22 protein-coding genes are annotated in these 19,968 nt (G+C 39.9%); 9 read left to right on the top strand and 13 right to left on the bottom strand.

What is annotated here, in order from left to right; genetic code table 11:
- The first annotated feature begins 200 nt into the window (after positions 1–200).
- Positions 201–1,892 carry a methyl-accepting chemotaxis protein gene (locus J2S07_RS05340; protein WP_307149379.1) on the top strand — a complete coding sequence of 564 codons (1,692 nt, stop codon included), beginning with the start codon at positions 201–203 and terminating at the stop codon, positions 1,890–1,892.
- 64 nt (positions 1,893–1,956) lie between these two features.
- On the opposite strand, the gene J2S07_RS05335 is transcribed toward J2S07_RS05340, so the two are convergent.
- The 6 genes from J2S07_RS05335 to J2S07_RS05310 form a co-directional block, all read right to left on the bottom strand.
- On the bottom strand, positions 1,957–2,256 hold the full coding sequence (locus J2S07_RS05335; protein ID WP_307149378.1) for a BC1872 family protein: 300 nt from the start codon (positions 2,254–2,256) through the stop codon (positions 1,957–1,959).
- Between the two features lie 101 nt (positions 2,257–2,357).
- Positions 2,358–2,684 carry a BC1872 family protein gene (locus J2S07_RS05330; protein WP_307149377.1) on the bottom strand — a complete coding sequence of 109 codons (327 nt, stop codon included), beginning with the start codon at positions 2,682–2,684 and terminating at the stop codon, positions 2,358–2,360.
- A gap of 137 nt (positions 2,685–2,821) precedes the next feature.
- Positions 2,822–3,442: an HAD hydrolase-like protein gene (locus J2S07_RS05325; RefSeq protein ID WP_307149376.1), complete on the bottom strand. Its 621-nt coding sequence runs from the start codon at positions 3,440–3,442 to the stop codon at positions 2,822–2,824.
- 20 nt (positions 3,443–3,462) lie between these two features.
- The gene (locus J2S07_RS05320) at positions 3,463–4,227 is read right to left on the bottom strand and encodes a DUF2087 domain-containing protein (RefSeq protein ID WP_307149375.1); all 765 of its coding nucleotides are present in this window, start codon (positions 4,225–4,227) and stop codon (positions 3,463–3,465) included.
- A 218-nt stretch (positions 4,228–4,445) separates the two neighbouring features.
- Complete coding sequence (locus tag J2S07_RS05315; protein ID WP_307149374.1) at positions 4,446–4,997, bottom strand: C1q-like domain-containing protein; 552 nt, start codon at positions 4,995–4,997, stop codon at positions 4,446–4,448.
- Between the two features lie 221 nt (positions 4,998–5,218).
- Entirely contained in the window at positions 5,219–5,953 is a 735-nt protein-coding gene (locus J2S07_RS05310) for a glucose 1-dehydrogenase (protein WP_307149373.1), read from the bottom strand.
- 150 nt (positions 5,954–6,103) lie between these two features.
- On the opposite strand from J2S07_RS05310, the gene J2S07_RS05305 reads away from it, so the two are divergent.
- Together J2S07_RS05305 and J2S07_RS05300 are read left to right on the top strand one after the other, a co-directional pair.
- Positions 6,104–7,420 carry a diguanylate cyclase gene (locus J2S07_RS05305; protein WP_307149372.1) on the top strand — a complete coding sequence of 439 codons (1,317 nt, stop codon included), beginning with the start codon at positions 6,104–6,106 and terminating at the stop codon, positions 7,418–7,420.
- 72 nt (positions 7,421–7,492) lie between these two features.
- On the top strand, positions 7,493–7,633 hold the full coding sequence (locus J2S07_RS05300; RefSeq protein ID WP_307149371.1) for a hypothetical protein: 141 nt from the start codon (positions 7,493–7,495) through the stop codon (positions 7,631–7,633).
- Between the two features lie 67 nt (positions 7,634–7,700).
- Here the strand turns inward: J2S07_RS05300 and J2S07_RS05295 are convergent, their stop codons facing one another.
- The 5 genes from J2S07_RS05295 to J2S07_RS05275 form a co-directional block, all read right to left on the bottom strand.
- Complete coding sequence (locus tag J2S07_RS05295) at positions 7,701–8,642, bottom strand: metal ABC transporter solute-binding protein, Zn/Mn family (RefSeq protein WP_307149370.1); 942 nt, start codon at positions 8,640–8,642, stop codon at positions 7,701–7,703.
- A 14-nt stretch (positions 8,643–8,656) separates the two neighbouring features.
- Entirely contained in the window at positions 8,657–9,514 is an 858-nt protein-coding gene (locus J2S07_RS05290; RefSeq protein WP_307149369.1) for a metal ABC transporter permease, read from the bottom strand.
- Positions 9,511–10,260: a metal ABC transporter ATP-binding protein gene (locus J2S07_RS05285; RefSeq protein WP_307149368.1), complete on the bottom strand. Its 750-nt coding sequence runs from the start codon at positions 10,258–10,260 to the stop codon at positions 9,511–9,513. Before J2S07_RS05285 ends, J2S07_RS05290 begins: the two co-directional genes overlap by 4 nt.
- Positions 10,261–10,482: 222 nt before the next feature.
- Positions 10,483–10,635, bottom strand: coding sequence for a hypothetical protein (locus J2S07_RS05280; RefSeq protein WP_307149367.1), 153 nt, complete (start codon positions 10,633–10,635; stop codon positions 10,483–10,485).
- Positions 10,636–10,716: 81 nt separating this feature from the next.
- The gene (locus tag J2S07_RS05275; RefSeq protein ID WP_307149366.1) at positions 10,717–12,411 is read right to left on the bottom strand and encodes a methyl-accepting chemotaxis protein; all 1,695 of its coding nucleotides are present in this window, start codon (positions 12,409–12,411) and stop codon (positions 10,717–10,719) included.
- A 145-nt stretch (positions 12,412–12,556) separates the two neighbouring features.
- Between J2S07_RS05275 and J2S07_RS05270 the strand changes: the two genes are divergently transcribed.
- The 6 genes from J2S07_RS05270 to J2S07_RS05245 all read left to right on the top strand — a co-directional run bounded on the left by J2S07_RS05270 (position 12,557) and on the right by J2S07_RS05245 (position 18,335).
- Positions 12,557–13,123 (top strand): DUF3231 family protein, encoded by a 567-nt coding sequence (locus J2S07_RS05270; protein ID WP_307149365.1) that lies wholly within the window; start codon positions 12,557–12,559, stop codon positions 13,121–13,123.
- A 245-nt stretch (positions 13,124–13,368) separates the two neighbouring features.
- Complete coding sequence (locus J2S07_RS05265) at positions 13,369–14,388, top strand: acyltransferase family protein (RefSeq protein ID WP_307149364.1); 1,020 nt, start codon at positions 13,369–13,371, stop codon at positions 14,386–14,388.
- Positions 14,389–14,485: 97 nt separating this feature from the next.
- Positions 14,486–15,016, top strand: coding sequence for a CBO0543 family protein (locus tag J2S07_RS05260; protein WP_307149363.1), 531 nt, complete (start codon positions 14,486–14,488; stop codon positions 15,014–15,016).
- A gap of 112 nt (positions 15,017–15,128) precedes the next feature.
- A complete protein-coding gene (locus tag J2S07_RS05255; RefSeq protein ID WP_307149362.1) occupies positions 15,129–15,737 on the top strand; it encodes an undecaprenyl-diphosphatase in 609 nt (202 codons plus the stop codon).
- A gap of 122 nt (positions 15,738–15,859) precedes the next feature.
- Positions 15,860–16,228 carry an ArsR/SmtB family transcription factor gene (locus J2S07_RS05250; RefSeq protein ID WP_307149361.1) on the top strand — a complete coding sequence of 123 codons (369 nt, stop codon included), beginning with the start codon at positions 15,860–15,862 and terminating at the stop codon, positions 16,226–16,228.
- Positions 16,221–18,335, top strand: coding sequence for a heavy metal translocating P-type ATPase (locus J2S07_RS05245; protein ID WP_307149360.1), 2,115 nt, complete (start codon positions 16,221–16,223; stop codon positions 18,333–18,335). Before J2S07_RS05250 ends, J2S07_RS05245 begins: the two co-directional genes overlap by 8 nt.
- Positions 18,336–18,387: 52 nt before the next feature.
- Here J2S07_RS05245 and J2S07_RS05240 read toward each other — a convergent pair whose 3' ends face one another.
- Complete coding sequence (locus J2S07_RS05240) at positions 18,388–19,209, bottom strand: STAS domain-containing protein (protein ID WP_307149359.1); 822 nt, start codon at positions 19,207–19,209, stop codon at positions 18,388–18,390.
- Positions 19,210–19,304: 95 nt separating this feature from the next.
- The gene (locus J2S07_RS05235) at positions 19,305–19,946 is read right to left on the bottom strand and encodes an HD domain-containing protein (protein ID WP_307149358.1); all 642 of its coding nucleotides are present in this window, start codon (positions 19,944–19,946) and stop codon (positions 19,305–19,307) included.
- Positions 19,947–19,968: the final 22 nt, after the last annotated feature.

The raw sequence follows: 19,968 nt of genomic DNA, 5'->3' as shown, positions 1-19,968 counted from the left end.
ATTGAAATGTACACAATTTCAATTTTGCTGTTCATTCTATACCTGAATGTTCTTCTTGTTAAAAGTCTTATGAAACAGGGAGCAAATCTTCTAAAATAGGGGATGTTTTTTGTTGTAAAAATATTGTTGAAGTCTGTCGATAAAACAATTGTGTTAGTTCAATATTTAACTAGGCCAAACAAAACCAGGAGGAAGCATCGATGAAGTCAACAGTAGCTAGAAAATTGTATTTTGGTTTTTACATGATTATTGCATTCATGATAATTATGGGAGTTTTATCACAGTTAATTGTTAGAGATATTGATAAAGAATATCAAAATCTCATTGATGACCGCGTTTATAAAGTATCTGTTGTTAAGGATTTAATGAACAGCCAAAAGGATCAAACCATCGGGCTTAGAGGCTACCTATTATATGGAGACAAGAATTTTCTTGAATCCTATGAAGAAGCTCAAGGAAGGGTAGCGGATAATCTCTCTAAACTCGAAAGCTCTATTCAATCAACAAATGGGAAGGAGCTGCTAGAACGATTAAATATTAGTATCGATGAGCTTGCTACTACGACTATGAAAAGTATTGAAGCGAAAAGCAACGGTGATAATGAGAAAGCTTTGATGTTAGCACAGGCTGGAAGGGATAGGGTCGAAGCATTGCAGGCTGCTGCTAATGAATTAATAGATTTGCAGACTCAGGAAATGGATAAATCCAGGAAAGGGATCGATGGTAAGATTAAGGGTACTGAAATATTCATCTATATCATTATGTTGGTTTCATTCATTCTAAGCGGGATTATCGCATCTTTCATCAGTCGTTCCATTTCCAAACCTATAAACCAAGTAAGCGATGTATTGAAGCATGTTGCCGCTGGTAACCTGACAATAGAGCCATTGAAAATAAAAAATCGTGACGAGGTTGGAACGATGGTGAATCACTTGAATCAAATGATAGAGGACCTGAATGAAGTGGTAACAAAGGTAAATGGCGCTTCTCTTGATGTTGCTAGTCAGTCACAGGAATTATCAGCAAGCTCAGAGGAAAGCACTGCCGCATCCCAAATGCTCGCAGAAATTGCTCAGACCAATGCATTGGGAAGTGATAATCAGCTGAATGTCATTAATAAAATGTCAATCTCTGTATCAGAAATGACGGCTGGTATTAATCGCATTACAGGGAGTAGTCATGAAATGCTACAAGCAAACAACAAAGCAGCAGATTATGTTAATAAAGGATTTAAAACGGTTGAAACTTCATCTACACAGATGAATGAACTGAACACAGCGATGGATGAAATTTCCGAAATCGTGGAAGCCCTCAGTCAAAAATCCGATGAAATTAGCAACATTACCAATATCATAAATGGAATTGCTGACCAAACGAACCTACTTGCTCTTAACGCAGCGATTGAAGCGGCAAGAGCAGGTGAAGCAGGGAAGGGCTTTGCCGTTGTCGCCGATGAAGTTCGCAAGCTGGCAGAACAATCTAAGGATTCCTCCAACCAAATCGCCCAGATGATCTCGAGCATACAGCATGGGATTAGTGAGGCGCTATCTTCAATTGAAAATGGTAATAAGCTTGTTGATTCAAATTTAGCCTCTACCAATGAAACGCTTCAAGCTTTTGGGCTCATTGAAGGAGCATCTAAAGATGTAACTGAAAAAATCAATACTGTCGCAACAGCATCGGAGCAAATGAACGCTATTACCGAAGGAATTTTGAAAGCCATTGAGGAAGTGCAAGCAGAAGCAAAAGAGGTCTCTAGCAGATCAAATGAGGCGAGTGCAGCAACAGAGGAACAGGTGGCAACGATGGAACAAATCTCAGCCAGTGCGGAAAATCTGGCGGCTTTATCTGAACATTTACAAGCGATCGTAGCCACTTTCAAGATAAAATAGTATAGCAAATAAAATTGAGAAGGGGGCGCCCCTTCTCGATTTTTGTATAGAAAGAATAGGAAGCTTACAGCCACTCTTCTGGAACAGTAGTATTGTCAGCAATAGCAAATGCAGCATTTGTGATAGCTTGTGCCAGTGTATTTCCTGAACCGCAGAAATGATTAAAGCAAACCTCAAAATCCTTCACCACTTGATAGCTAAAGCCTAACTCTTCTAATCTAGTAACGACAAGTTTGGCATGCTCAAGGTTCTCATCTGGACGGAAGTTTTCAATGAAAATTTCCTTTTCATGATCGTACCAACGATCCCATCGATTCAGTTTCCAATCCATTATTCTTCTTGCAATGACTTCGATTTTGTCCATACTCTCACCTCATTTTTCGCTTCCATTATTTTAGCATAGAGTGATGGAGCATTGACAAAAATGAAAGAAAAAAGCTCTCGAGAAATCTCGAGAACTTCAAATTAGCACAGCTGGCGCCAAATTCGATTGCTGCTGGAAGAGGTTGAGTGAACTTCAACGAGCGAATAGGCTGCGTTCGTTATCGCTTGTGCGAGCGTTTCACCCTTTGCTTTTACATCATTAAAGTAAACCTCTGAATTCCCATTTTTCTTAAAAGTGAAGCCTAATTGCTCTAGTCTTTCTACGATGATCATGGCATGATCGAGATTCTTCTCTGGCTGGAAGTCCGAATCATGAATAAATACATTCCTTTCACTGTCATACCATCGATCCCATCTGTTCAAAGCCCATCCTAAAATTCTCCGCGCAATCGCGTCGGTTTTGTTCATCTTTCAATACCTCCAAATCATTGTTATATAACAAAACATACAATTTTATTTAATTATATAACAGAAATTTGGTTTTTGGTACTGTTTTTTAGAAAAAAGAAGACACTTTGAGTTAATTCAAAGTGCCTTCTCACTAACTACACTATTTGTAAAATCTCGGTCGGTGAATATACCATATATTCCGGCCTTGCACCTTCAATTACCTCAAAGGCGTCATACCCCCAGGATACCCAAATGATTGGAATCCTAGTTTTTTTACAAGCTATGATATCGCGATGCTCGTCACCCACGTACATGACCTGAGAAGCATCTATGTTTTTCTCTGTCATAAATCGACGTAAAAGTCGGTCCTTTCCAAAAATCCTGCTAGAGCAAAGTACCTCAGAAACAGTCGTTATATCATTTCGACTTAAAAATTCGTGGATAATTTCTTCAGAATTCGATGAGATAATGGCTATTTGATAACCTTTCTGTTCCAGTTTATCAAGCAATTCCTTAATCCCATCGAATAACATGACTTCATGCAAGGATTCTTTGTACAGCTTGTAAAAATGAGACATAATGAACGGCAATTTGTACATTGGAAAATCTAACATTTTACTTCGTTCACGAATTGATAGCTTCTGCATTGCCTCTATTTCATTTTCCTTGATTTTCTTAAAAGAGTTCTCTTCTGCTAGCTTATTCCAAGCCGTGATAAATACTTTCTTTGAATCCACAAGTGTTCCATCAAAATCAAATACAACAAATTTTATCATAAACTTACTCCCCAAAATGATTATTGATTGATCCAGTATTCAGAGCAATCTTTACTTCGTTCCATGAATCCATATTCTATGAAGTAACGTCTTATCGTTGCAAAATCATAGAAAATGGTCTTTAACACCTCATTGACTTCTGATTCTGTATATTTTTTTCCCACTTCAAATCGTTTAATGATATGCTGCAGTATTACAAGCTTGCGTTTTTCCTTGCTTGGAAATGAATCAAGCGGCCCATTTGGTCCCTGCTTAAAATAAGTGTTCAAAATTTTCTCCTTTTCATCTTTCGTGACTGCATATCTATCATCCACCATTTTTGCCCCCTTATGAAAAGGTACAAAATCATGATTCGTATCCTTTTCTGTCTTTAATAGAGTCATAATAGCCAAAAAAACCTTTGCCTGCTTTTCTTTTTCTTTCAGCTTGAACCGATGGTTTCGAATGGTTGAAGCACTACCGCCATTTATTTCCACGATTTCTTTGTCTGATAATCCTTGTCCGAACAGATGAAGCAGCTCACGTTGATGCTCGGAAAGTCCAGTGTACTTCTTATCCATTCCCAATAGGTAATTGAACATGGAAGGGTGGTTGTTTTTCATGTGTTGATTGATCGCTTTTCTAGCTTCTAGAAAGATCTCTCTATCTATTTGTGGGTAGAGAACCCCATCCTCATACTTTTGACCACAAATTAGACATATGTATTCTTCTGTGCTTTCATCAAAAACATAGCCATCCGAAAGCTCCTCGACCGAGGCATTCCAAAATTTTTCTTCATCAAGCATTTTTATAGACACCACTCAATAATGTTTTGTTATTTATAGACATTATATATTTTTGTTTACTTTTATTCAAGTGCCATTAATGTGAATAAATTGAAAAGAAGCCTCCAGTATTTACTGGAAGCTTTAATATTATTAACTCGTCCAACTTTCATGCTATGCTGGTCTACTTCATCTACAGTTGAAAATCCAATGTAGCTTGGAATTAACCGTAGTCAGAATTAAAGGGGAGAGGGGAACCTCGCTATTTCGAATCTAGTACTATTTCCTCCTGGTTCATTCTCACGGATGAACCCTGGTGTACTACTTTGTGCAAAAACCTCCACCCGATCACCAGCTTGCAATTGAAGAATTGTCGCAACGGATACGACATTTGAGAAGTTTACGCCACCACCGAAAAAGTCATTATCTGTTGAAATGGCAGGATTTCCGTTCACACGGATTTCTACCCGCGCCCGATAATCCACATTATTATTATCTGGGTCAAACGAGATCGTTCCAATGATTTGATATACCCCGTCCTGTCTCGGCGAAAACGTAGAATTTGCTGGATTATACTCATTGTTCAAATCAAAATCTTCGTTTTGGAAGCGTACTTTGACAAAGGTGTTTGCAGGAACTCTTTGGTCAGCATTGCTTGTCGCACGAGCTGCAGAAGGACGAGCTCTATCGAAGCATTGGTGGAAAATCTTTACGTTAATATTAGGGAAAAGATGTGAAAGATGAGAGAGATGCTTCTTCCTATCTCTAAGGCTTTCAAACAGTAAGCTCATTATTTTAGCTCCTTTCTTTTAGTATGGTATAATATATGCTATTTTTGTAGACTGGAAAGGACGGGTGACAGAAGATAGTAGCATATTTTTCGGTAGAGGAGTTTGTCTTGTATAATCTACAACCGGAATTGTGGTCAACACTACTGTGCCAGATCACTAGAATAAATAACGATAAAAAAGGAGAGCACAAAAGTGTTCTCCTGAAAATCCTATTTTTAATATTACTGAGCAGTCACGCCACCATCAATGACAAACTCAGAGCCAGTTGAGTAGCTGGACTCATCCGAAGCAAGGAATACGACAAGATTTGATACCTCTTCTGGTTGAGCTACCCTTTGTAGAGGGAGAGTTTTGGCCCATGCTTCAACAGCATCCTTTACGTCTTCCTGGATAATCATAGGCGTGGCTACGGCTCCAGGGTGAACAGAATTAATACGAATCCCATGTTGTGCAAACTCAAGAGCTGCTGCCTTCGTCATTCCTCGTACTGCAAATTTCGTATCCGTATATCCGACAGCTCCGCCGACAAGTCCATTGACCGATGAGATATTAATAATAGAAGCGCCTGCTACTTTTTTCATAGAAGGGATCACAGCCTTCATTCCAAGAAAGACGGAAACCTGATTGATGTCCACAATGCGGCGATATTCTTCTTCTGTTATCTCCAAAATACTTTTGCTCATTGTAATTCCAGCATTGTTGACTAATATATGTACTGGGCCAAATGTTTTTTCGGTCTCCTCGACTACATGCTGCCAATCAGCAGACTTGGTCACGTCATGCTTGATGAATTTTACATTTTCACCCAACTCATTAGCTAACGCTTGCCCTTCCTGTTCAAGAATATCGGTGAAAACAACCTTTGCGCCTTCTTTAACAAACATGCGCACATGAGACGCACCCATTCCGCGTGCTCCTCCAGTAATAATCGCAACCTTACCTGATAATCTTTCCATTGTCATTCCTCCCACAAAATAATTCGTACAATTTAATATAACATTTCTATGGAAAAATTATCAAAAATAATGGTAGAAATTACTCAAAATATGTCGTATTTTTGATACAATTAGCTTAAATATTTTGATTTGTGGAGAAGGATAATTAATATGAATGTAAATTTTCCGGGAAAATTAGGTAAAAGACTGTTAACTTCCATGATCGTTTCAACTGTTGTGATTGTAATTGTCGTCATTGTTTCTACCTATGGTGTTCGATATTTCTTAAATGTAAATATTCAGGGTCAAAGAGCGTTAGATAGTATTGAGGGTTCAACTAATGAGCTATTTAAAGCGCTAATCGACCAAGAGACAGGGCAACGGGGATATAACCTGACAAAGGATGTTTCATTCCTTGAACCCTACAACAAAGGTGTGTCTGCTTTTTCCGAGAGTTCGGAGGCACTTCTTCAAAAAACCACTGCTTTTTCTAAACTAGACGAAGAAGCTAAGAAAGTAATTGAACTTGGGCATTATTGGCAGGAGCATTATGGGGAACTACTTGTAGATCAAGCTGAAGAAGGAAAGGAACCGAATGTCGAATTTATGTTTGAGGGTAAACAGGCTATTGACCATTTTCGGATTGAAGTTGATAAACTGGCAGAGCAAATTGAGGCTGAGAGAAGTATTGTGAGAAATTCGATGCAAATGAGAATTAATGCTACGCTCGGCACTTTGATGTTCCTTTTAATCGGGATTGTTCTCATTAACCTTTGGATCAATTTTCGGCTTCTCAAATCCGTTATTAGACCAATTGTTGAGTTAAGTAGAAGTGTTAAGCACTATACGAACCATGATTTCTCACAGCCGATTCCCTCTTATCAAAAAGAAGACGAATTATTCGAATTGGTTCAAAATGTGGATTTGATGAGGAAAGAATTATCCAATAGCATTCATACCCTCGAGCAAAAGGTGAATTTTGATGAGCTGACAGGGCTTTACAATCGACGCTTTTTTAATGAGTTCATGGTTAGAGAGTGGGAAAGTGCAATGGAGTATGCCGAGCCTTTTTCATTGATTATTTGTGACATCGATCATTATAAAAGCTATAATGATACTTTTGGACATCTTGCAGGGGATGAATGTTTGAGAACCATTTCCAAGCTGCTCCAATCCTATAATCATGATCCTCTTAATCTAGCGGCACGATACGGTGGGGAAGAGTTTGCGATAATCCTCCTGCTACGTACGGAAGAGGAGGCTTTGGTGGTTGCAGAAGAAATTAGAAAAGGAATTGAAGATTTACAAATTCCACACCCAGCTTCTCCAACAAGCAGTTATGTGACCGTCAGTTTGGGAGTGGCTACCATCGTTCCAACGGAAAGTATGGTGCCAAATAATATCATTCAGTTGGCGGATGAGGCGATGTACAAATCCAAGCAAAACGGCCGAAATCGTGTAACTGCTGCACACTTGTTGAATGTTTAAATCATCGTCGACGAAAGTCTGGTTTTCTTAACACATATACATAAGAATAACATGACTTATTGGGGGAATGGCATGCAGGAATTCGTAGGAAAATGTATTCGGTGTGAGAAGGATATTTATTGTTTGGATGGATTCTTAAACGGAATTGTCGCTGACAAGGGGCAGCTTCTCTGTTTTGATTGCGAGAAGGAGGAGGGGGAGATCAGCATCTAAAGGGGATGCTGATCTTTAATCAAGGCTTTTTTCTCAAGAAAAGCTCTATTTTAAACAACCTAATCCATTATTTGGACAAACCCTTCAAAATCGTCTGGATATTCCACTTCATCATCGAAATGTACGTATCTCCATCTTCACCGGGATGCCCTAATGAGTCTGTAAAGATCTTGCCCAAGATAGGTACATTTGTTTCGGCGGACACGGCTTCCATGCTGCGTGGGTCAATACTTGTTTCTAAAAAAAGCCCCTTAATATTCTTTTCTCTGATGATATCGACAATCCTAGTTATTTGCTCAGGGGTTCCTTGGTTTTCCTGATTAATTTCCCAAATATATTCTGCATCAAAATCGTATGCAGCACAAAAATACTTAAAAGCCCCTTCACTTGTCACAAGAATGCGGTCTTTTCTTGGAATTTTCGAAAATTCTTTAATGGCATCCTTGTGCAATTCTTCTAATTCAGCAATATATTTATCTGCATTTTTCTTATATTCCACTGCGTGATTAGGATCGACCTTTATGAGGCCATCACGTGCATTTTCGGCGTATTTAATCCCATTTTTGATATCCAGCCATGCATGGGGGTCCTCTTCACCCTCTTGCCCCTTAGTTGTTAAGTACTTTGCCTCGACACCTTTACTCATAAGGAAAACAGGGGCATCCTCACCGTCTTTTCCTGCTGTTTCTAATAACCGATTAAACCATGAATTACCCGCTTCTAAATTCAAGCCATTATAAAAAATCGCATCAGCATCGGTTGCTTTTTGTACGTCAAGGGGGAGGGGATCGTATTCATGAGGATTGGAGCCAATGGGAGCTAGGCTATGAATTTCCACTAAATCACCGCCGACATTCTTCACAATATCATAAATAATTGAATAAGTTGTCACAACCTGGACCTTATCCTTCCCATTGGATTTCGTTTTTTCCTGATCATTGTTACAAGCAGCAAGAAAAACAACAGATAGACATATGAAGCACAGCCATACAAAACGTTTTTTTAGCATTTCCTTTTTTCCTCCTAAGTTAATGAAGCTCTTTTCCTCTTTATGCGCAATGCTTTCCAAATGATTCCGTGTTTTGGAGATAACAAGAATACGAGAATAAAAATCGCTGTCGCCGCTAAAACAATGGTTGCCCCAGATGCGAGATTATAAGTGTAGCTGAAATAAAGGCCAATGACAGATGAAATAACACCCATCCCGGCAGAAAGAAAAATCATCATCCAAAGTCGTTCCGTAAGTAAATAGGCTGCGGCAGCTGGTGTAATTAGCATTGCTACGACGAGTACAATGCCAACTGTTTGCAGGGAGGCAACCGTTACCATCGTAAGCAAGGTCATGAGAAAATAGTGAATAAAGCGGACGGGAAGGCCGTATGCTGCGGCCATCGTTTCATCAAAGGAGCTGGCCAAAAGTTCCTTATAAAAAAGATAAACGGCTACCAACACGAGGAACCCGATTCCAACGGTAATCCACATATCAGAAGATCTCACTGCTAACACATTTCCAAACAAGATATGATACAAGTCAGTGCTGCTTTTTAACATCGTAATCATAATAATTCCCGAGGCAAAGGCTGCTGTGAACATGATACCAATGGATGTATCGTGCTTAATCCGGCTGTTTTGTGTCACAAACCCAATGGCAATGGCCGTTAAGACCCCGCTAAAAACAGCGCCAAAGAAGAAATTGATCCCGAATAAATAGGAGATTGCCACCCCTGGCAGTACGGCATGGGATATTGCATCTCCCATAAGTGCCATTCCTCGAAGAATAATGAAGCACCCTACCACTCCGCAAATAATTCCTACTATGCTAGAAGTCATTAATGCTTTTTGCAAAAAACCATAATGCAACACAGCTTCAAAAAAGGTCATGGCATCGACACTCCCATCTCATTCAACCAGTTGAACTGGCTGCTATATGCACGACCAATGACTTCGGGCTGAAACACTTCTGCGACAGTGCCAAATCCAATTAACTCCTTGTTCAAAAGGATGAGTTGGTCGAAATAATCATTTGCTTTGCTTAAGTCATGGTGTACCACAATGACGGTTTTTCCACTTCGACAAAGCTCCTTTAAAATTTGGACAATCGTTTCCTCACTAGAGACATCCACACCAACAAATGGCTCATCAAGGAAAAAGATTTCCGCATTTTGCGCAAGCGCCCTCGCTAAAAAGACACGCTGCTGCTGTCCACCAGACAACTCCCCGATCTGCCTTCTTGCAAAATCCTTCATCCCAACTCGCTCTAGACAATGGAGTGCCCATTCTCTTTGCTTTTTCTTCGGACGTTGAAACAACCTTAGGAGCGGGTAGGTCCCAATTAACACAGCATCCAAGACTGTAATTGGAAAATCCCAATCAATATCACTGCGCTGGGGGACGTATGCAACCTTTTTGCGAACTTCTTTCATATTTTTTCCAAGAATCTTGATGCTGCCTTTGTCAGAAGGAATGAGGTGTAGCATGGATTTGAGAAAAGTAGATTTACCTGCCCCATTTGGGCCGATAATGCCTACCAGCTTTCCGCGTTCTACTGACAGACTTACCCCTTTAACAGCTTCATTTCCATAATAAGAAACATGAAGATCTTCAATGATAATTACTGAATCGATCATAGCGAATCCTCCTTAAAAACTTGTTCTGCTAGTAAAAAAAGTACTTTTCATTTGGCTATAGACAATAAATATAGATTAATAAAATAATTTTGCCCTTATGCAAATTATATGCAATTGATAAACATTGTCAACAGGGAAAATGGAAATTTGCAAAAGTTGGGTATTTAGGAGGGATAATAAAAAGAGCAGCCCCATAAATGGGTGCCGCCATTATGTTTATATTTATTGAGGTTTTTCACTGTTCTGCTCTTGAATGGGGATCCTTCGATTTGTGGTATTTGGGCATGTAGCCTTCCCATTATCATCAGGCCCTGTAAGGGTATTTCTCTTGTCGAGGACTTTCCCAGTGAATTCAACAGGATTACCGTTTCGCATGATTTCACCTCCAGTACTTAAGATGGCTTTTTAGAGGAGGTTCTAGCCAGAAAAAAAGAAGCAGGGGGATTCCCTGGCTTCCTAAAGTTTGAATTTTCCTATCTGTCCTTGCAACTCGTCTGCCAATTGTGACAATGATTGCGAAGATGCTGTGATTTCTTCCATTGAGGCTAGCTGCTCCTCTGAGGCTGCGGATACATTTTGTGTCCCAAAGGCTGCTTGATTTGCGACTTCCTTGACGAGCTCTGCCGAATTAACTACCTTTTCGACTGCTTCAGACATATTTAGGATGGCGCTATTTACTTCTTTAATGTTTTCAGTTACATCTAGGATACTTTCATTTATTTGTTTAAAAGATTCACCTGCGGTATGAACTAGATTGATTCCATCCTTAACTTCGCTATTTGTTGCTTCCATGGAATACACCGCTCTGTCAGTTTCCTCCTGAATTTTAGCAATCAGATTTGAAATTTGTTGGGCTGATTGAGAGGATTGTTCTGCCAGCTTACGAACCTCATCAGCGACAACAGCAAAGCCCTTACCTTGTTCTCCTGCTCTTGCTGCCTCAATAGCAGCGTTCAAAGCAAGAAGGTTCGTCTGGTCGGCAATTCCTGTGATCACAGTTACAATTTGTCCAATTTCCTTTGAGCTTTCACCTAATCCCCTAATAACTTCCGCCAGCCCATTCACAGATTCATTAATGGAATTCATTTGCTTGACAGAAACGGCGATCGCTTCGTTTCCTTCCTGAGCCTTTTCAGTAGCAATGTTAGAGGTCTGGATGGAGCTTTCTGAATTGGCTGATATTTGAATAATACTACTTTGAATTTGCCCGATCACTCCTTGAGTTTCCGAGACATTATGCACTTGATGTTCCGCACCAGCTGCAAGCTCCTGGATCGTTGTTGTGACTTCTTCTGTAGCCCTACTACTTTGCTCGGAGCTAGCCGATAGCTCCTCAGCAGAAGCTGCGACCTGCTCAGATGACATTTGAACCTGTTTTACAAGTGCTTGAAGATTCACTACCATTTTATTAATTGCAGCTGACAAATGACCAATTTCATCTTTTGTCGACTTGTATGGGATTGGTTTAATGGTCAAATCACCTTCTGCGACACGATCCGCAACCTCGGTTACATTCTGGAGTGGGCGCATTTTGACTTGCAGAGTGACAAATGAAGCAATAGCACTAACCGAGAGGATGGCAATGACGGTGACCACGACAATGAGATTTTTTATCATTTGCTTGTATGTATCGTCCATATGACCTTGAGCGAAAGCAGTTAATCTTTCATTAAATTCGTCTAGGTATTCGGTTATCTGTTCTTTTCCAGCCTTGTATTGATCGCCAAAAACCAATTCTCTAGCCTGATCAAATTGATTTCCCTCTACTGCTTTGATGGCCCTAGCTTCCAGTACAGCGAGGGCATCTGATTCAGCCTTTGCTTTTGATACTAGCAAAAATAAATCAGCAGGGATTTTCAATTCCTTTAACCTCTTCATGACATTTTCTCTAGTTTGGGTTTCATTGATCTCTTTGTTATATAGATCAAGATATTCCTTTTCACCGAATTGAGCATAGCTTCGCACCTGAGTCGATAAGAAATTAGAGGTATCGATTAATGTATCCGAAAGCTCACCTAACTCCATTGTTTCGGTAATCGCCTTTGTCCTCTCACCCATTGATTGATAAAACAAGAAAAGGGAACCAAAGGATAGCAATGTCAGGACGATAATCAAAATACTTGTTAATCGGGTCAATGTTGACAGTCTCATTAAGTTCACTCCTAAAATATTATTTTTCCTATATCACCCATTATTCCCAGGACTATTATACTGGAATAAAAAAGATGCAAACATAGGGATTTTCCCTATATTTCTTCTGGATTGCATAGTTGGTAATTTTAGGGGGGAATTACAAATGGAGGTGATCGAAATGCCAGCCCATGCATTTGAGGCACTAATAAAATATTTGCAAAGTCTATTTGACGAAGAGCCAAAACCGTCTTTACATGTCGGAGAGGTCATGTCCAGTTGGACATACTTGGCAGTTTTGGAGGAATCTGTTGCGCTGGAACAATTAGGAATTAACACAACAGAGGATCCTGAGCTTAAGGAATTACTTCATAAAACAATGGGTGGGGCAAGCTCTCAGGCCACGAGATTAAAGGAATTTCTACAAAAGGAAGGGGTGCCCTTGCCGCAAGCATCAGAGCCGAAACCATTATCGGAACCAAGTGCCATCCCGCTTGGTGCAAAGATGACGGATTCCGAGCTTGCTAATTCGGTGAGTGTCAAGCTTGCAACCAGTGTAACGATGTGTGCAACGGCTGTGGCCCAAGCAGTACGAAATGATGTGGGGGTTATGTTTTTGGAGTTTCAGTCAGAAGCGGTACGCTATGGCTCCATTCTTAAAGCATTGATGAAAAAGAGAGGTTGGATTAAAATCCCTCCTTACTATCATCCTCCTGGAGAACCAAAATCGTAAGCGAAAGGTCCCTAATAGCGAAGGGACCTTTTGCATCTGGTCGAAGACGATAGAAAAAAGAATAAAGTATACTAAAATATCAATCTAACAACGGAGATTATTACAAGTTGTTAAAGAATTGTAAGGATATTGCTATTATATTACAGCTTTTACAAGCAGGAGAAAAACAGATAACAGCATTTGTAATGTTATAGACGAATAGAAAAAGGGTATGGTAGTCTATAATAGTTGTTGGGAGGTTGAATATGAAAACAAGAGATGCTTACTATGATAATGCGAAATTTCTCCTTATATTTCTCGTCGTATTTGGCCACTTTATCCAATCATATATTTTTGAAGAAAAGTGGATTTACACTTTATATACAACCATTTACACATTCCATATGCCAGCATTCATATTGATATCAGGCTTTTTTGCAAAAGGGTTTCATCAGAAAGGGTATTTAGGTAAGCTGACAAAAAAACTGATTATCCCTTATTTAATCTTTCAAGGGATCTATACAATCTATTATTATTTTATACTTGGAGATTCAGGTATTGAACTGGACCCTTTCAATCCGCAATGGTCCCTCTGGTATTTAATCAGTCTCTTTTTTTGGAATGTCATGCTTTTTTCCTTTGCAAAATGGAGAGCCGGCATTTCTTTATTTTTGGCGGTTGCTTTAGGAGTGCTGGTTGGCTATTTTGATGAAATCAATAGCTATTTAAGCTTGTCGAGAACTTTTGTTTTCTTTCCGTTCTTTTTACTCGGCTATTACTTCAAGAAAGAATACTTTGATAAATTTCGTAGCATGAAATTAAGCATTGTTTCGATTTTGGTTCTCGTTTGCATCTTTGTTGGTTACTACTTGATGCCTGATTTTGATTACAAATGGCTGTTTGGCTCCAAACCATATGCTGAATTGGTTTCTTCGCAAATGATGGGTGGGTTAATCCGTTTAGGTATATATGCCATAACATTTTTAGCTATTTTTAGCTTCTTATCTTTAGTCCCGAATAACAGATATTTCTTTACAAAATGGGGGATGAGCTCCATCTATGTATACCTTCTGCATGGATTCTTCATTAAATATTTCCGAAACAGTGAGCTTGTAGGAACTCTTAATCATAATGAAGAAATCATGATCCTTTCTCTCATCACTATTTTGCTGATCGCTTTCCTTTCCAGCAAATTAATCAGAAGCATGGCCCAGCCTTTGATCGAACTGAAATCGACCTTTTTTAGAAAATATGTGATAAATATGAGCCCAAACTCTGATAGGTGACTATCCTTTGGGGCAAACTCCTAATAGGAATTATTAGGAGTTTTTTTGTGTCCTAATTGGACGGATGTTCAAAATTTTGCTTAGGAGCCATGCGGTGATGGTCAATGTAATTTATGCTTTAGTATGGTTGATAGCTCCGATGATTTGGGGAGATTGGCGAAATTGGCAAAAATATTATTCGACAATCATGTTCTTTATTATGGGAGATCTATTATATCTATATTTATTATCTGATCATTTCCCAATGTGGAAATATAATCCCCATGAGATCGATGACAACTTGGGATTAACCAATTCCCATATTTCGCTGTCGATTATCCTGATCAAATATCCAGCTACCGTTCTTTTGTACTTATCTAATTTCCCCAAAAAGGGGAGATTTAAGCAGTTTGGCTATTATCTGTTATGGGTTGGAATTTATGGGATCAATGAGATAATTGACTTGAAGCTGAATCTCATTCAGTACCATAATGGCTGGTCATTTTGGTGGTCGATGTTTTTCAATATGATATTGTTTTATTTCCTATGGGTTCATTATCGTAACCCTATCCTAGCATGGCTATTTTCCTTCGTGTATATTGCATTTTTATGGGTTGTTTTTGATGTTCCATCTACAGTGTTTAGATAGATGTGTGACAAAATTGTAAGATGCGTTCAGCAAATGTTCGGAAAATCGATTGCCAGACAAACAACTTTTCCCTAAAATAAAAGAATCTTTAATCATGTAGGGAGAACAAGTGATGTCAGAGGTTAATATTCAATTATTTAGAGCAATTAACGATTTGGGAAAAGTGTATCCACAATATAATCCAGCCATGTTTTTTATTGCCGAATATTTAGTTTTGCTGTTAGCATTAGCTACCATTGGGTATTGGTGTACCCGCAAACAAAGCAATCGAATGATGGTACTTTGTGGGGGATTGTCCTTTGTCGTTGCTGAGATTATTGCAAAAATTGCAGGGATGATCCATTTCAATCAGCAGCCATTTGCTGAATTGTCCAATGTGAATCAACTCGTTTTTAAGCCGATCGATAATTCGTTTCCCAGTGACCATACGATTATCTTTTTCTCATTTTGTATCACCTTTTGGCTTTTTAAAAGGGGCTGGGGAGTATTATGGGTGTTACTAGCTTCCATTGTCGGGATATCCCGCATTTGGGTAGGAGTGCACTATCCTGCAGATGTCTTCGCTGGCATGATCATCAGTCTTTTCTCGGCTGTACTTGTATATTATTTTTTTCCTAGACTTAAAATGGCGCAGAAGATCTTAACCATTTACGAAAAAGGAGAGCAAGCAGCATTGACTCCCTTTATTAAAGGAAAAAAATCGAAATCGAAGGATATGTGAGCATTTCTACTCTATGTAGAGATGCTTTTTCAATTTGGTCATTTAAATAATCATTTGATTGTATGTGTGAATAGGATATAATATATTCAAGTCGATGCTTGAATGAAAGGGAGTGTGGTTGAGTGCAGGGGAAGGATACTTGCGACATCTATTGCTATGATGAAGAAAAAGTGAATCGAATTCAGCAGTTGATGACAAATGTCGATTTGTTGAAGGTCGCTAAACTGTTCAAGGCTTTATCAGATGAAAATAGGGCGAAAATTGTCTATTCGCTATGTGAGGATGATGAGCTTTGTGTTTGTGACATCGCCAATATTATTGGAAGCACGGTAGCAAATACCTCCCACCATCTACGTACCCTCCATAAGCAAGGAATTGTGAAATACAGAAGGGAAGGGAAATTGGTTTTTTATTCCCTTGATGATGAGCATATGAGACAGTTGATGCTGATCGGTTTAGAACATGTGGAGGAAGTGAAGGCAAATGTCTGATCATGCTGCAAAGACATACAGAGTGCAAGGACTTTCTTGAGCTAGCTGTGCAAAAACGTTCGAATCGAACGTGAAACGCCTGGAGGGTGTTTTGGATGCAAAGGTGAATTTTGGCGCATCAAAAATTACAGTTATTGGGGATGCGACGATTGAGGACCTCGAAAAAGCAGGGGCTTTTGAAAGCCTAGTATTACGTAATGAAAAGGATAAAAAAGTTGTACAAGAACCGTTTTGGAAACAGAAACAAAATTTGAAGGTTTATATAGCTGCGCTTCTGTTAATTGCAAGCTGGCTTTACGGACATCAGCTTGGTGAGGAAGCGATTCTCACAAAGGTTGGTTATGCTGCTGCAATCGTAATTGGAGGCTATACTCTTTTTATAAAAGGATTTCGTAACCTCAAGAATTTGAATTTTGATATGAGTACCTTGATGACCATTGCTGTTATTGGTGCTGCACTAATTGGTGAATGGGGAGAAGGGGCGACAGTGGTTATTTTATTTGCGATTAGTGAAGTCCTTGAACGATATTCAATGGATCGCGCTCGCAATTCGATTGAAGCGCTTATGGATATAGCGCCAAAGGAAGCATTAATCAGACGGGGAAATAATGAATTCGTCGTTGAAGTAGAGGATATTCAAATTGGTGATATTCTCATCGTAAAACCGGGACAGAAGCTGGCGATGGACGGAATCGTGGTGAAGGGTTCGTCGACTGTTAACCAAGCTGCGATAACTGGTGAAAGTGTTCCGGTTGTGAAGGCGATTGATGACGAAGTCTATGCAGGAACATTAAACGAAGCAGGGTTACTCGAGGTGAAAGTAACGAAACGGGTTGAAGATACAACGCTTGCAAAAATCATTCATCTTGTTGAAGAAGCCCAAGCGGAACGGGCCCCTTCACAGGCTTTCGTTGATAAGTTTGCCCAATATTATACGCCCGCTATTATGGTGCTTGCGTTGCTTATTGCGGTGGTGCCGCCCCTCCTGTTCGGAGCCGAGTGGAGTGTATGGATTTATCAAGGACTTGCGGCACTTGTTGTTGGCTGTCCTTGTGCGCTAGTCGTCTCGACTCCTGTTGCCGTTGTGACAGCGATTGGGAATGCTGCAAGGAATGGGGTATTAATCAAAGGCGGTGTGTATTTGGAAGAGGCAGGGGCCTTGAAAGTGATCGCCTTTGACAAGACAGGAACTTTGACTAAGGGAGTTCCCCAAGTCACCGACTATTTGACATATGGTAAGGATGAAAACGAGCTTCTCACGATCACGGCAGCGATCGAAAAAGGCTCACAACATCCCCTTGCTTCTGCCATTTTACGAAAAGCGCAAGCAAACGAGCTGCCTTATACAAGCATGGTGGTAGAGGATTTCCAATCCATTACAGGAAAAGGTGTGAGAGCTCGAATAGGTACTGAAAGCTATTACGTAGGAAGTCCAAATCTGTTTGAGGAATTACATCAAACGATTGATAGGTCGATAGTTGATACGATCACAAAATGGCAAACAGATGGAAAAACAGTGATGGTCGTGGGATCAGAACAGGAAATTCTTGCTTTGATCGCTGTGGCGGACGAAATCAGATCCTCGTCCAAAGAAGTGATCCAAAAGCTACATGAGCTCGGAATCTCAAAAACGGTTATGCTAACAGGCGATAACAAAAGGACCGCTGAAACAATCGGGAGAAGGCTAAATGTATCCGAGGTACAAGCTGATTTGATGCCTGAGGATAAATTAACGTCTATTAAAAAGCTTCGTGACGAATATCTTCATGTTGCGATGGTGGGGGATGGTGTCAATGACGCACCGGCACTCGCAGCCTCAACAGTTGGTGTGGCGATGGGAGGCGCTGGGACAGATACGGCACTTGAGACTGCGGATATTGCTTTAATGTCCGACGACTTAAGGAAACTAGGCTACACGATTAAATTAAGTCGCAAGGCTCTCACTATTATCAAGCAAAATATCACCTTTTCCCTAGCAGTTAAAGCCTTGGCATTACTCCTGGTCGTCCCAGGTTGGTTAACGTTATGGATTGCCATCTTTGCTGATATGGGGGCAACTTTAATTGTGACATTCAACAGTTTACGACTTTTACGAGTGAAAGAGTAGTAGAAAGACAATGGACTGGTCGTTAAGCCAGTCCATTGATCCTTTCAAATTGTTATTTCAAGTATACCTTTAATGCTTGCTGCAAGGTGCCCAATGTCTTGGTCTGCTGATCAAATGAGATTCCAAGATGTACTATTTTTCGTACTACCTCAGGTCGTAATCCTGTGATCACTGTCTGACAGCCCATCATGATACAGCTATCAATGATTCTTCTTAGATGGTGAATGACGTCGGGCTCCATTTCAGCAATCCCTGATAGGTCGATGATTAATGTCTGCATACCCAATTTTCCAATCTCGGACAGAACCTTTTCTTCAAGAATGGCTGTTCTCGTAGAATCCATCGAACCGATAAGCGGTAAAATGCATACCAAGGGGTTGATTGGAATGATCGGAACGGACAATTTTTCAACTAATTCCCGATGTGCGTTAATCAAGGATTCCTTATAGGTAGAATAACTAATAAAAAATGTATTCAAAAATTGATCGACCTGGTTATTGACTTGCTGTTCTAGGTGAAAAAAATCTTTGGAATTTTGATTATTTGTTGCAAGATGGTAATCTTGGATAAAGCTCCATAGGGTCCTACGCATCGCATGCACCCATTCCAGCTTAAACGATAGGGGGATGGCATGAGTGGCCCAGGCAATTCCTTCCTGCTTCGCAAATTGGACAAGGTCATTTTCCTTCCCTTCAATGATAAAAGCAACTAGCTTATGGGCATTATTGACCAAATCGATATTCCCGATCGTGAGAATTTCATCTATTTTATGTTTTACGTTGCCTGCCTCAGTCAAGAGCCTGCTCTCAAATTCCTCGCTGCTGGTCTGAATGAATTCCTTCAACCTAAATGATTCAAAGCTCATAAGCTCCATCCCTATTCCCCCCGTATTAGACAATTTCCTCACTCAAATACCCCTTTTTTTCATCCATTAAACCTATTTTGAAGAAAATATATCCCCCTTTCGTCCTAAATATCCCATTCTTCAAAAAATGCATCCAAATAATTCTCCAATCGCTGATGTCTCTCTTCAGCCATTTTTTTGGCAATAGGGGTATTCATACTATTTTTGAGCTTCAGCAATTTTTCATAAAAATGATTAATTGCTGTGGATTTCCCTGTTCGGTATTCCTTTTTCGTCATGGAATCACGGGGTAAAATCGCCGGGTCGTAGATGAGATCTCCCTTTGCCCCCGCATAGGCAAAGGTTCTAGCAATGCCGATGGCTCCAATGGCATCTAATCGATCAGCATCCTGTACGATCTTGCCTTCTAATGACTTCATCTTTGGTTGGCCTCCGCCTTTAAAGGATATGGTAGAGATGATTTCAATAATTTCCAATTTTGTTTTCTCATCAAGTTCAACCGAAACAAGCCAATTGGATACTTTCGTAAGTCCAGCTTCCTCAGAAACATTCAGCTTTTCATCAGCCAAATCATGCAGCAAGGCGGACATTTCGCAAATAAAGGTATCTGCCTTTTCTTCGATGGCCATGTTCTTCGCCATTTTTGTCACCCTTGCGATATGCCACCAGTCATGCCCAGTTCTGTCGTTTGCAAGTTCGTTATAGACGTATTCTTTTGTTAGAGCTAAGATTTTTTCTTTTTTCATTTTCTAGTCCCCACTTGGTAAA

The organism is Anoxybacillus andreesenii (genome assembly GCF_030813005.1).
Taxonomy (GTDB): domain Bacteria; phylum Bacillota; class Bacilli; order Bacillales; family Cytobacillaceae; genus Robertmurraya; species Robertmurraya andreesenii.
The sequence above is the reverse complement of the archived record's forward strand: the minus strand, read 5'-3'. Positions and strand labels throughout refer to the sequence as shown.